Consider the following 14,379-nt stretch of genomic DNA (forward strand, 5'->3'; position numbering starts at 1 on the left):
CCGGCAAGGGCGGCGTATTCTTACGCCGCCCGCAGCGGCTTTGCCGTAGCGATGCCGCGCAGCCATTCGAGATAATAGGCGTAGGCGAAATGCAGTCCTATGCCGGCGAGCACGAAGAGGCTGCCGAAGATCGGATTTCGCCCGGTGACGAACAGCAATACCTGGCCGGACATCGCCAGGATCGTGCCGAATATGAAGATCGGCAGGGAGTGACGCCCGACGACGGAGAGCGGATGATCGCTGTCGAGTTTGGCGAGGTTGCTGAGCCGGGGCGTCACCGCAATGATATAGGCGAGCGCCAGCACGTGCAGCAGCCGGGGCCCCGACAGGAAGGTCTTGTCGAAGCCGGTCAGGACCGCTGGAAGACCGAAGGAGAGGTCGATGCTCCAGAGGGAGAAGAGCACCCAGACGGCGGAAACCGCGAGATAGGCGCCCGACAGGACGATAAGCCAGGGCCATCGTGGCAGCTGTCCGCCATTGCGCACGAAGGTCATCAGGACGATGCCGATGACGAACAGAAACTGCCAGGACCAGGGATTGAGGAACCAATAGCCCTCGTCGAGGAAGTTCGACGGCACGAATTTGAAGACGCCTGCGGTCAGCCACAACGCGGCCGAGAGCAAGAGCAGCGATTTCTTGCTGACACCGTTCAGCCAGAGAATTCCCGGCAGCATCAGGAACAGCGCCGCATACATCGACAGGATGTTGTTGTAGCCGAGCTGATGCCCGAGCAGCACCATGGCGACGATGCCCTGTTCCGTTCGTTCCACCATTGGACGAATGTTGATCTCGCTGATCAGATCCTGCCGGCCGAAATAGATCGCACCTGCCGCAAAGATCGCCAGCGTCACGATGCTGGTCATGATGTGGGCGATATAGAGCGCCAGCGCCCGGCGCCAGATCTTGAGCGTCATTGCCAGCCGTCCGCCGGCGGCGAACTTGCCGCCATAGGCAATCCCGACCGAGAGGCCAGAAATCAGCACGAAGGCTTCTGCGGAATCGGAGAAGCCGAAGTTCTTGTGCGTCAGATATTCGAGATATTGTCCCGGAACGTGGTTGACGAAGATCGTCAACAGACACAGCGCCCTGAACACGTCGAGGCGTGTGTCACGCTCCTTGGGAACCATTCGGGCGGACGTCGGGTTGACACCACCCTGAAAAGTCTTTTGCAGCATGCGGTCCGTTTTCCAGGATTTGGCGCCCCTGCCCCATCCCTGTTGAAACGGGCACCGACAACCCGCACCGTCTTTCAAGCGCGGGATAGCCGGCACCATGAACTGGAGTGGGATGAGGAATATGTTGCGGCTCTCCGCCCGCATCCCGCTCCGGTGATTTAGAGCACCCCGCCTTCAAGTGAAGTCACTGGAAGCGATAAGATGCTCTGGCTTCAAAGTGTTAGAGCGGCTGGTGCGCAGATCTGAGCACACGGCACTCCGAGAAACGACGCTCAGCCGTCGAGGTCGTCCGCCGGCTTCTCCGCAAAGAAAAACCGGCTTTGCCCTTGCGGGAACAAAGCCGGTCTCACCCTGTCTTCAATGCCGGCCGTTACAGCAAAATGCCTTCATGCGCGTTTTTTGTGACACTATTGTTTATGCTGACGATCGGCTCGCCACTTTTCTGGTCGCGCTTCACCGAAATCTTGTGCCGCGCGCCGTTGAGCGTCACTTCCGCAGAGTAGCCGTCCCAGGCCGCCGGCAGGACCGGCCGGATGACCAGCTTGTCGCCCTGTCTGCGGATTCCGAGAATACCTTCGACGCCCACGCGGTAGAGCCAGCCAGCCGAACCGGTGTACCAGGTCCAGCCGCCGCGTCCCGCGAGATCGCCTTCGCCGTAGATATCGGCGGCGACGACGTAGGGCTCGACGCGGTAGTGCTCCGCCGCCTCGCGGCTTTCGGCATGCGAGACCGGGTTCAGCATCTGGAAGACGCGCCAGGCCTCTTCCGCCCTGCCCTGTTCGGCAAAGGCCAGCGCCACCCAGGTGGCCGCATGGGTATATTGCCCGCCATTTTCGCGCACGCCCGGCGGATAGGCCTTGATGTAGCCCGGATCCTGCGACGTCCGTTCGAGCGGCGGCGTGAACAACCGCACGATGTGCTGGTCCGGATCGACCAGTTCGGCCATCACCGCGTCCATCGCCTTCAGCGAGCGCTGCTCATCGCCCTCGCCTGACAAGACGCTCCAGGACTGACCGATCGAATCGATCCGGCACTCCAGTGCCTCGCTCGTGCCGAGCGGGGTGCCGTCGTCGTAGTAGCCACGGCGGTAGTAGTCGCCGTCCCAGCCTGCAGTGTCGAGCGCCTTCTTCAGGGCTTCGAGATGGGCCTCCCAGCGGGTGACGCGGGACTGGTCCTTACGCTCACGAGCGTAGGGCAGGAAGCCCCGCAGGGTGCCTGCAAGGAACCAGCCAAGCCAGGTGCTGGTGCCCTTGCCGGCAGCGCCGACACGGTTCATGCCATCGTTCCAGTCACCGCCGAGGATCAGTGGCAGGCCGTTCTCGCCGGTCCGCTTGATCGCGAGATCGAGCGCACGAGCGCAATGCTCGTAGACGTCGGCGACCTCCTCGGAGATTTCCGGCTTGTAGAAGGCATCGTGCTGGCCCTCTTCGAGCGCCGGACCGCTGATGAAGGCGATCTGTTCGGCCAGGATGTCGGACGTGCCGGTCACCGAGCAGTAGTGCGTGACGGCATGGGCGAGCCAGACGACGTCGTCGGAGATCATCGTGCGCACGCCGGCGCCGGTTCCCGGCAGCCACCAATGCTGTACGTCACCCTCGACGAACTGGCGGGCCGCGGCGTTCAGGATCTGCGCCCGGGCAAGCTCCGGCCGGTGGATCAGGAAGGCCAGCGTGTCCTGCAGCTGGTCACGGAAGCCGAAGGCACCGCTTGCCTGATAGAAGGCGGAGCGCGCCATGATACGGCAACCGAGGCTCTGGTAGGGCAGCCAGTTGTTGATCATGGCGTCGAAGGCCGGATCCGGCGTTTCCACCTTCACGATATCGGTGAAATCGCGCCAGAACGTCTTTGCGGACTGAAGGACGGTGTCGAACGCGGTCTCGCGCAGTTCGCCGATCACCGCACGAAGCTGATCTTCATTGTCGGCATCGCCGAGAATGAAGACGATCTGCTGCTCGGCACCGGGTTCGATGGTCAGATCGGACGCGATGACGGCGCAGGGATCGCCGTCGACCTCGACGGAGCCCGAGAGTTCGGTGCCCGAAAGCGCCGCATGCGGCACGAGGATGCCGCCAAGCGAGCCCAGGAATTCCCGCCGGCTCGCAGTGTAGCCGGCAGCCTGTCCACCATTGACTGTGAAGAACGCCGAGCGGCCGGCATAGTCGATGCTGTAGGGGTTGGTCGCAACCAGCGCCGTTGTCTCCTCATCCCACTTCGAGAGGATGAAAGGCGCCGAGCGGGCGCGGTTGTTGCCGAGCACCCACTCGTTGTAGCCGTAGAGCCTCAGCCGCCGCGCCGTCGCCGCACGGTTGCGGATCGAGACGCGGATGAGCTTTGCCGGCAGGCTCCGGTGCACCGTATGGGTCGCCTCGATCTCGAGATCGTCCTGGGTGCTGCGGAAGCTCGAATAGCCGAGACCGTGCGCCGTTTCGAACACGACTGAGCGGCGACGCGAGAGCGACGCATAGGGCGTCGACACCGAACCGCTCTCCATGTCACGGATGAAGATCGCCTCGCCCGGACGGTTGATGACCGTGTCGTTGGTCCACGGCGTCAACTGGTAGTCACGCGAGTTGCGGCTCCAGGAGAAGGCGGCGCCTTCCGCCGAAACGTGGAAGCCGAACTGCTCGTTGGAGATGACGTTGATCCAGGGCTGCGGCGTCGCTTCGCCGCCACGCAGGCGCACGACATATTCGCGGCCGCCTTCGGCAAAGCCACCGAAGCCGTTCCAGAACGACAGGCCATCACCCTTGATCTCCGCCGGGGCAACGTCCGCCTTCTCCTGCGGCGCCGCCAGCAGCGGTCCGACAAACTCGCCACTCTTCTCGGCGCCCTTCACCGGTGCCGGCGAATAGAGCGAGTTGGCGCGGGCGATCTGATCGGAGATAGTGCCGTTGCGGGCATGGAAGACCGCGCGCGAGGCCGACAGCAGGGTCGACCACGTTTCCGCCTCCATCAGGTCGCGGCGCACCGAGAAGATGTGCTGGCGCGGACCATCCGAAAGGCCGCGAAGCCTCAGGTTCTCGCACATGGAATCGAGCGCATGCTGCATGTCCTGGGCATAGGACGAGGCCCGCTCGTTGATGATCACGAGATCGGCAGTGATGCCACGGGCGCGCAGGTATTCCTGGGCGCGCAGCGCTTCACGGGCAATGCCGAGATCGCCGTCGTCGTTGATGCGCAGGCAGAAGATCGGGTAGTCGCCCGAGATCGCCAGCGGCCAGAGTTTCGACTGGGAGTCGAGGCCGGCCTGCACCGTCGCCGTATCGGCACGCAGGTGCATGTCCGGATAGACGAGGTAACGGCCAAGCATCTGGAAGCTCGCAGCCTCCTGTGACGTGACGCCGACATGGCGCATCTGCACCTGGCTGCGGGTCCAGGCGTGGATGAGCTCCTGGTTGAAGGTCTCCGGATGGCGATAGCGGTCGATCGCCCGATCGACCTCCTCGCGGCTCGGCGCGGCGATCGTCCAGAAGACGACACTGACCTTCTTGCCGGCGGGCACGCGCACGACGCGGCGCAGCGACATGATCGGATCGAGCGTGAACCCATCGGTGCCCGAAAGCACCGCATCGGTATCGAAGGCGGCCGCTTCGGCAAGCGTCCGGCCCGGGCCGATAAAGCGGCGACGATCCGTCTCCGCCTCCGTGTGGCGGTCGCTGCCGGCATTGTCGGTAACGAGATGCGCCACTTCCACATCCGGGTCGCTGGAACTGCGCTTGTTGCGGCTGACGCGGATGACGTCGCCGCGGCGGCTGATTTCCGTGCGCACGAACATCTTCGAGAAGGCCGGGTGAGCACTGTCGGCCTCATCGGTCGAAAGCACGGGCTCGGCATAAGAGGTCACTTCGATGAAGCGATCCTGCGTGCCGGTATTGAGCAGGATGACACGACGGCCTTCGGCGTCGTGCTCGGTGGCGACGATGCACTCGACCTCGCTGGTGAGGTCGCCGACCGTCTTGACGAATTCCGCCTTGTCGTCGCCGAAGCGGGTCAGCATCTTTTCACCCGCGGCGCGCCGCGGCTCCGCAGTCGACGACCACCAGTCGCCGGTCGTCGTGTCGCGCAGGAAGATGAAGGTACCGCTGCGGTCCTCCACCGGATCCGGCTTCCAGCGGGTGACGGACTGGCCGTTCCAGCGGGCATAGCCGGCGCCATTGGCCGTCAACATCACCGAGTAGTGGCCGTTGGAGAGAAACACGGTCTCGCGGTCCTGCGAAAGCGGGTTCTCGATGACCCGGACTTCCGGGCGCAGGAGATCGTCCTGGCCCTTGCCGACCGATTCTGGCTCGCGCTTGGCATTCATGATCGGAATGTCGCGCGGCGCCTTTTCCTGCAGCAGCAGTTCGGCAGCTTCGATTACCGGATCGGCGTGGAACCACTCGCGCAGGCGGCCATTGAAGACGACGTTGGCGACAGCCGCGATCGACATGCCATGGTGGTGCGCATAGTAGTTGCGAACGACCGCGCACTTCTGGCCCTCAGGCACGCGCGTCGGCGTGAAGTCGACGGCATCGTGGTAGCCATACGCGCCGAGCGCGCCGACTTCGCGAAGGCGTGCCAGGTTGGCGAGCGCCGACTTCGGATCGTACATGCAGGCGAGGATCGAGGCGTAGGGCGCAATGACCGCGTTCTGGCCGAGACCGCGCTTCAGGCCGAGCGTCGGCACACCGAAGTTGGTGTACTGGTAGGTGAGTTCGTGGTCGCGGGCATTGAACGCGGCTTCGGAAATGCCCCACGGCGTGCCGAGGCGGCGGCCATGGTTGATCTGCTCCTTCACCACCAGATTGTTGGTCTGGTTGAGGATACCGCCCTGCCGCTCCTGCATGACCAGCGGCGGCATCAGGTATTCGAACATCGAGCCCGACCACGAGATCAGCGCACCGCGTGCACCGATCGGCACGATCGGACGGCCGAGCTTGTACCAGTGTTCCGTCGGCAGATCGCCCTTGGCGATGGCAAACAGGCTGGTGAGACGCGCTTCCGAGGCGAGAAGGTCGTAGCAGGCCTCGTCGAGCTCGTTGGCGTTGACCCGGAAGCCGATCGACAGCAGGCGCCGTTCCGGCCGGAACAGGAAGCCGAAATCCATCGAGAAGGCGATATCGCGCGCACGGTCCTTCAGCACCAGCAGACGCTGGCGCAGGGATTCGATGGCGCCGAGATCGAAGACACCATCGGCGATATGGGCTTCACAGGTGCTGACAAGCGTGTTCGCCCACTTCGTCACCTCATTGCTTTGCGGCGTGCGCACCTCATGGTCGAGGTTGACGGTGAGCTTGTGCATGTCGCGCGCCAGAACCGCGAGGTTGATCACGCGGATCGACGCGAACTCGCGCTCACGCTTGACCGCGGCAAGCGCGTTCTGGAAGCCGACGATGCGTTCCTCGATCAGACGACGCAGCGGCCGGACTGTCTTGCGGTCGTCGGGCAGGTCACGCAGCACCTCCTGAAGGATCGCCACGACGTCGCCGATGCCGTCCAGACTGCCCTGGACGTGCGCCGACGGCGCCTCGGCCCAGTCACGGCACATCGACGATACGGCGATCAGGTGGCCGGCAAGGTTGCCGCTGTCGACCGACGAGATGTAGCGCGGTTCCATGGTGTCGAGCGTGTTGGTCCGATACCAGTTGAACAGGTGGCCGCGATATTTCGGCAGGCGGTCGACGGTGGCGATCGTCTGCTCCAGGCGGGTAATCGTCTCTTCGAAGCCGATCCAGCCGAAATCGCGCGCCGACATGACCGACAACAGGTAGACGCCGATATTGGTCGGCGAGGTCCGTTCGGCCAGAACCGGTTGCGGCGTTTCCTGGAAGTTGTCCGGCGGCAGGAAGTGCTGCTCGGCGGTGACGAACGTCTCGAAATAGCGCCAGGTGCGGCGGGCGATCAGACGCATCTCGTCGATCGCCTCGTCGGAGACGACGAGCTGGTCCTCGGTTTCGGCCGACTGGCTTACGAACCAGGCGACGGCAGGCGACAGCGCCCAGAGCAGTGCAAAGGGAATGCCGATGAACGGCAGGCCAGTGTCGGAAATCGCTGCAAGCGCCAGCGAAATCGCCGAAAGCGCTGGTGCGATCCACATGGCCCGATAGTAATCGCCGATCGAGCCGTGACCGGCACTCTGCACCTGCGCGGCCGTGCGCCATTCCAGCATCAGCTTGCCGCTGACGAAGGTGCGGTAGAGCGAGCGCACGATCGCGTCTCCCATCATAGCCGCATTATGGGCGATGAAGACGATGCGGAGCGCAACTTGCGCATTGGCGGCACGGACTTCGGTAAGCACCGCGTGAAGGTGAGCGCGCGCGACAATGTCGTTGCGACGCGGCAGGAGGCCGTTGATCAGCGACAGGGTCGGCGCCACGAACAAGCTGAAGATCAGCACGATCTGCCAGATCAGCGCTTCAGTCGGCTCCATGTAGTACCAGCCCATGACCGACGCGACGAGCCAGGCAAGCGGAATCAGCGAACGACGCAGGTTGTCGTACATCTTCCAGCGCCCGAGCATCGGTAGCCCGTTCGAGAAATTGAAGATGTAGGGCAGAAGCTGCCAATCGCCGCGCGCCCAGCGATGCTGGCGCGACATCTCGACCTCGTAGCGGGTCGGGAAGTCCTCGACGAGTTCGACGTCGGTCACCAGCGCGCAACGCACATAGGAACCTTCGAGCAGATCGTGGCTGAGAACGGCGTTTTCCTGGATTCGCCCCTTGAGCGCCGCCTCGAAGGCGTCGACATGATAGAGGCCCTTGCCGGTGAAGCTGCCTTCGCCGGCGATGTCCTGGTAGACGTCGGACACGGTGAAGACATAGGGGTCGATACCGCGGTTGGAGGAGAAGATGCGCTGGAAGGCGGAGGCGTCGCTTCCCGTCGTCAGCGACGGTGTTACCCGCGGCTGCAGCAGGCTGTAGCCGGCGATCACATTCTGCGTCTTGGGATCGACCACCGGGCGGTTGATCGGATGGTACATCTTGCCGACGAGCTTCGTCACCGCATCGCGCATCAGGCGCGTGTCGGAATCGAGCGTCATGACGTATTGCACGTTGTCCGGCACCGTGTTGGCACCCTGCAGGAACGAGGTGTCGCGGTCGCCGCGCAAGAGCATGTTCAGCTCGTGCAGCTTGCCGCGCTTGCGCTCCCAGCCCATCCACACGCCTTCCTGTTCGTTGAACAGGCGGCGGCGGTGCAGCAGGTAGAAGCGGGTCTTTCCGTCATAGGCGTAGCGCGCAGAAAGCTGGGCGATCTCGCGCTTGGCATAGTCGAGCACGTCGGCGTCGGAGCTCGATTCCTCGACCTTGCTGTCGGCCCAGTCGCTGACCAGCGCGAAGTAGATCTCGCCGCGCGGATTGGCGAGATAGTGCACTTCGAGATTGCGCACGAGCTCGTCGACATGGTCGCGCTTGGAAATCAGGCACGGCACCGCGACCAGCGTTCGGGCGTCCTCCGGAATCCCGTCGAGGAACTCATAGCCGACCAGACGCGACGGTTTGACGAACAGCGTCACCAGCGTGTTGAACAGACCCATCGCGCCTTCGGAAGCCGGCAGCGCGAAGAGAAGCAGCATGATCAGCTTCGCCCCGTTCGGGATGTCCATCGGGCTGACGAAGGAGTAGACGGCGATCATCGCCAGGATCGTCAAAAGAATGTTCGGTCCGGCGATTGCAAACCAGTCGAGCTTGCGCCCAACGCGGATAATGGTCTGCAGCAGCGACGGCCGGTAGCCGATCTTCTTTTCGAGCATCTTGCGCTGCTTGCCGACGAGGAACGACCCGACGTTCGGCTGCTGCAGCGGCGCTTCTGTCTCAGCTGCGGTTTCCGCCTCGCGCACCATCTCGATGGCGATCTGCGTCACCTCGTATTCGCTGTGGCCGGAGCGACGCGCCAGCTTTTCGATCGTATCGCGATACTTGTTGCGCGAGCCGAAATCGAGCGCCGCATAGTCGGAGCCTTCACGAAGAGCAGCGTCGATCTTGCTGACGCTTTCGAACCAGACGGCCCAGTCGGTATCGTCGATTTCGCGCAGGCTGCGGATGATGTTGCTCATCGTCGCGTTGCCGGACGACAGGCGGTTCTGCTCGGCGACCAGCGCGTTTTCGACGTCGCTGCCGCGTTTCTCGAGTTGTTCCTCGATCCAGCCGATGACGGCACCCGAGGTCTGCGAGCCATCGCGCATGCGGTAGAGCAGTTGCGCGACGAAGGTGTTGTCGGCAGCCAGCGCTTCCGACTCCGCAAGCAGCGCCCGACATTTTTCCGGGTCGTTCAGGCGGATGATCTGGTCGGCGATATCGTTTGCCTTGCGGCGCATGCCGCGCGAGCGTTCGACGCGGATGGCAATCCGGCGCAGGTTCTCGATCAGCGCAAAGCGCAGGATCGACGGCAGCGCCCAGAGTTCGCCGATCTTGAAGGTCTCGTGCTTCTGGAAGCCCTCGACCATCGCCGTGATGCTTTCGCGCGTCACCGTGCTGTGGGTGTGGGCCACATAGAGCCAGGCAAGCGCCATGGTGCGCGGGATCACCGTGCCCGAAACAGAAAGCGTCGGCAGCTGACGATAGAAGCGGCGCGGAAAATCGCGCCGGACTTCCTGGATCGCCTCTTCGACCACGTGATGGTTGTCGAGCAACCATTCGGCGGCCGGCGTGATCGTCGCCCCGGCCTCCACGTCTGCAGCCGTCGCCCGGTAGACGCGCAGGATCTCGTTCTCGTTTTCACGATGCCGCGGACGGAACTCGAACGGAAAGAAACCCGGCAGCGAGGAAACACCCTTCAATGCGAGGTCCTCGCCGCATTGCCGGAGGTCGTCCATCGAGAAGAAGGTGGCGCGGATCGAATCGTTGTAATCGATCTGCTTTGCTTCCGGTTCGCGCGGAGAGGTGGGCGGCGTAGTTTGAAGCTGCATGGGTACGGGTTCTGAATCCAACCGGGGTTGATCGGCCCGGTCCTCGTGGGGGTTCCGGGTTGGCTGCGGTCCTGAGAACTCAGGCTGAGCCGGCGCATTGCTAGACACGGTCATGTGTCCTCCCATCCACCGTCAATTCCCGCATGTGGGGAACTGGCGGTAACAGGCACCGCCCTCGACTGGGCATCGGAGATCGCAAAGCCGGCGGCGCATTGGTTTTCAAGGCCGCGTGATGCATGAAAATGGCATTTTTTAGCCGTGGTGCCAACAGCTTGCAAGGATTGCTCATACAAGATTGGACGAATTGCGCACAGGCGATTCAGGCCGAAACCGGCCGCTGCGCGCGCCCCCAATGGCACTTCGATACAGCTCTCTCAAATGCCCTCTTCTCAAGCTTCATCGCGGATGGCAGACGAGGCGAAACGTGAAGCGGCGAGGAAGGTTCCCTCGATTCGAAGAAAAGCCTGGATCGTCAGCCTACCTGCTCGGTGATCCACTCGCGGAAAGCCAGGCTGATGGGGTTTTCGAGCTTGCCCTCGGGCACGGCGAGATAATAGCTGTTTTCGGTCTGCATCGGCCGGTCGAGCACGATGCGCAGCGTGCCGGCGGCAATTTCCTGCTCGATCAGATAACGTGGCAGCAGCGCGAAGCCGAGCCCGGCCGTTGCCGCCTCGATCACCATGGAGAATTGGTCGAAACGGTTGCCGCGATAGGCGCCGCGACCGTCCATGTCGTTCGCCTCGAACCATTGCGCCCAGAGCTTTGGCCGTGTGGCGAGGTGCAGCAACGGGCCCGCGACCAGATCCTCGGGCGTCTCGATCGGGTGGTTTGCCAACAGCGAAGGGCTCGCAGCCGGCACGATGATCTCGCTGCAGAGATAGCTGCAGGTGGCACGCGCCCAGACGGGCTGGCCGTAATGAATGGCGAGATCGAAGTTCTGCTCGTCGAAATCGAAGGGCGCCGAACGCGAAGCGATGTTCAGCACCGTGTCCGGATGACGCTTGAGGAAGTCGGGAAGGCGCGGCACGAGCCAACGGCTGCCGAAGGTCGGGAGTGAGGCGATCGAGAGCGTCGAGTCCGCCCGGGCCGAGGCCATCGCCCGTACCATCAGCTCCTCGGTCTGATTGAGAAGACGGCGAACCTCCGGCAGGAACTTCTGGCCGGCGTCCGACAGGATCACCCGCTGGCGCACGCGCTCGAACAGGAGCACGCCGAGCTGGTTTTCGAGGTCCTTGATCTGACGGCTGACCGCACTTTGCGTAAGGTTCAGCTCCGCAGCGGCCTGCGTGAAGCTACCGTGTCGCGCCGCGCATTCGAACGCCTGCAGCGTTGTCACGTCGGGAACCAGCCTGCGGCTTAACTTCATTCCAGCCTCGCATCAACATAGTCAGAAGCAACGCGATCAATGGCCAGTTCGATCGGATATGATCCGAAATGAGAATGACCTTGTCCTTCACCCATAGCGCGAGGCGAGCCCCAGTGAAAGAGAATAGTTTCGTATCGGCCGACGACATTCGCTCGGCCTTTTCCGCAGCCATGTCGGTCATGTACCGCGAAGAGGTGCCTGCCTACGGCACGCTGATGGAACTGGTCGCCAAGGTCAACGACGACACGCTCGCCGCCGACCCGCTCCTCAAGGAGCGTCTCGACGCCACGGATTCGCTCGACCGCATCTCCGAGGAGCGCCACGGCGCGATCCGGCTCGGCACCCCCGCCGAACTCGCAACGATGCGCCGCGTGTTCGCCGTCATGGGCATGTACCCGGTCGGTTACTACGACCTGTCGACGGCCGGCGTCCCCGTTCATTCGACCGCCTTCCGCCCGGTCGGCGAAACGGCGCTGAAGCGCAACCCGTTCCGCGTCTTCACCTCGCTGCTGCGTCTCGACCTCATCGCCGATGAAGCGCTGCGCGCCGAAGCCGAGGTCATCCTGGCAGCACGCCAGATCTTCACCGCCGGCGCCGTGGAACTCACGGAAAAGGCCGAGCGCGAAGGCGGCCTCGACGAGGCCGACGCGGAACGCTTCGTCTCAGAAGTGCTCGAAACCTTCCGTTGGCACGACAAGGCCAATGTCAGCGCCGACATGTACAAGCGCCTGCATGACGCCCATCGCCTGATCGCAGACGTCGTTTCCTTCAAGGGCCCGCATATCAACCACCTGACCCCGCGCACGCTCGACATCGACAAGGTGCAGGCGCAGATGCCGAAATATGCGATCGCGCCGAAGGCCGTCGTCGAAGGGCCGCCGACCCGCAAGTGCCCGATCCTTTTGCGCCAGACCTCGTTCAAGGCGCTCGAAGAGCCGGTCTCCTTCCAGGATGCCGACGGCACCTGGAAGGCCGGCTCGCACACCGCCCGCTTCGGCGAGATCGAGCAGCGCGGCATCGCGCTGACGCCGAAGGGCCGCGCGCTCTATGACGAACTGCTCGACGCCTCGCGCAAGATCGTCCGCCCGGCGGCCGATGGCTCCAACGCTCGCGAATACGAAGCGGCACTTGCCAAGGCTTTCGGGCCCTTCCCGGACACTTGGGCAGGCATCCGCGAAGCGGGACTCGGCTATTTCAGCTACTCGCTGACGGAGAAGGGCCGCAAGACCGGCGTTTCCCCGGCGCGTGACATCGAAGCGCTGATCGCCGCCGGCCTCGTCCAGTTCGACGCAATCGTCTACGAAGACTTCCTGCCGGTCAGCGCGGCGGGCATCTTCCAGTCGAACCTTGGCGACGGCGCCCAGCAGGATTTCGTCGCGAGCCCGAACCAGAAGCGCTTCGAGAGCGATCTCGGCGCGACCGTGCTCAACGAGTTCGACCACTATGCCGGTATCGAGCAGGCATCGATCGAAAGCTGCATCCGGGCCTTGACCGGCGCGATCGCTGCGGAATGATACTGGTCCGATGATCGACAAACGGCACATAGACGCGCTCAACGACATCCTTGGAGACAAGGGTGTCGTGACGCGTCCAGAAGACCTGGAAGCCTACGAGACCGGCGCGCGCTACGATCGCGGCCGGACCTCGCTCGCGCTGCGACCGGCGACGACCGAGGAGGTCTCGGCGGCCGTCGCCTATTGCGTTGCAAACGGCATCGCGCTGATCCCGCAATCCGGAAATACGGGCCTTGTCTCCGGCTCGACGCCGGATCAATCGGGTGACGAAGCCATTCTCAGTCTCGACCGACTGACCAAGTGCTTCGAGCTCGACCTCGACAACCGCTCGGTTCGGCTCGACGCCGGTTTCAGGCTGTCCGATCTCAACCGGCGACTGGAAGAGCACGGCCTGTTCTTCCCGATCGATCTCGGCGCCGATCCGCGCATCGGCGGCATGATCGCCACCAACACCGGCGGATCGCGCTTCCTGAAGTACGGCGACGTGCGCCGGAACACGCTCGGCCTCAAGGTCGTGCTGGCGGATGAGGACGGCACCGTTCTCGACCTGCAATGCGACCTGCGCAAGAACAACACCGGCGTCGACTGGAAGCAGATCTTCTTCGGCACTTCGGGCGCCTTCGGCATCGTCACCGAATGCGTCCTGAACCTCGAACACCTGCCGCAGCAGACGGCAACTGCACTGCTGGTTCCCGCCAGCGGCGCTGCGGTGATGCCGCTGCTGCGCGCCATGGAAGAGCGCCTCGGCGCCTATCTCTCGGCCTTCGAGGGCATGTCGAGCAATGCCGTGAAGGCCGCCTTCGCCCATGTGCCGTCGCTGAAGAACCCCTTCCAGGCTGGCCAAGTCCCTGACTACGTCATCCTCGCCGAGATCAGCCGCACCTGGGCGCCGCGCGAAGGCGAACAGTCGCTCGACGCCGTACTGGAATCGGCGCTCGCCGAGATCTGGGAGATGGAATCGGCCCCGCTCGCCGACGCCTTCGTCGGTCCGCCCCACGAAATCTGGGCGCTGCGTCACGCGCTCTCCGAGGGAGTCAAGCATCTCGGCAAGCTGATCGCCTTCGACGTCTCCTTCCGCAGGGGTGACATCATGGCCTTCTGCGACCATATGAAGGCCGAAATGCCCTCGAAATTCCCGGATGTGACCGTCTGTGATTTCGGCCATATCGGCGACGGCGGCGTGCACTTCAACCTCGTCGTTCCGAAGGACAGCGACCTTCTCAGGGACGAGACCTTCGAACCCCGGCTTCGCGAATGGGTTTTCGCCGTCGCCGTAGAGGAGTATCACGGCAGCTTCAGCGCGGAACATGCGATCGGCCGCCGCAACCAGGCCTATTACGACTTTTATACACCAGATAAACTCAAGGACATGGCCGCGGGCCTGAAGACGCTCACCTCGCCGGGAAAGCTCGGCAGCGTGCGCTTCGGATAGGTCAAGCC

At 63.5% G+C, this 14,379-nt stretch carries 5 protein-coding genes; 2 read left to right on the plus strand and 3 right to left on the minus strand.

The window, feature by feature from the left end; translation table 11 throughout:
- Positions 1-20: 20 nt before the first annotated feature.
- The 3 genes from LAC81_RS18090 to LAC81_RS18100 all read right to left on the minus strand — a co-directional run bounded on the left by LAC81_RS18090 (position 21) and on the right by LAC81_RS18100 (position 11,425).
- A complete protein-coding gene (locus tag LAC81_RS18090; protein WP_223725900.1) occupies positions 21-1,175 on the minus strand; it encodes an OpgC family protein in 1,155 nt (384 codons plus the stop codon).
- A 370-nt stretch (positions 1,176-1,545) separates the two neighbouring features.
- Entirely contained in the window at positions 1,546-10,173 is an 8,628-nt protein-coding gene (gene ndvB / locus LAC81_RS18095; RefSeq protein ID WP_223725901.1) for a GH36-type glycosyl hydrolase domain-containing protein, read from the minus strand.
- Between the two features lie 358 nt (positions 10,174-10,531).
- The gene (locus LAC81_RS18100) at positions 10,532-11,425 is read right to left on the minus strand and encodes a LysR family transcriptional regulator (protein WP_113535402.1); all 894 of its coding nucleotides are present in this window, start codon (positions 11,423-11,425) and stop codon (positions 10,532-10,534) included.
- 113 nt (positions 11,426-11,538) lie between these two features.
- Between LAC81_RS18100 and LAC81_RS18105 the strand changes: the two genes are divergently transcribed.
- Positions 11,539-12,939 carry a VOC family protein gene (locus LAC81_RS18105; RefSeq protein WP_223725902.1) on the plus strand — a complete coding sequence of 467 codons (1,401 nt, stop codon included), beginning with the start codon at positions 11,539-11,541 and terminating at the stop codon, positions 12,937-12,939.
- A 10-nt stretch (positions 12,940-12,949) separates the two neighbouring features.
- On the plus strand, positions 12,950-14,371 hold the full coding sequence (locus LAC81_RS18110; RefSeq protein WP_223725903.1) for an FAD-binding oxidoreductase: 1,422 nt from the start codon (positions 12,950-12,952) through the stop codon (positions 14,369-14,371).
- Positions 14,372-14,379 lie beyond the last annotated feature (8 nt).

It is taken from the genome of Ensifer adhaerens (genome assembly GCF_020035535.1).
Lineage (GTDB): Bacteria > Pseudomonadota > Alphaproteobacteria > Rhizobiales > Rhizobiaceae > Ensifer.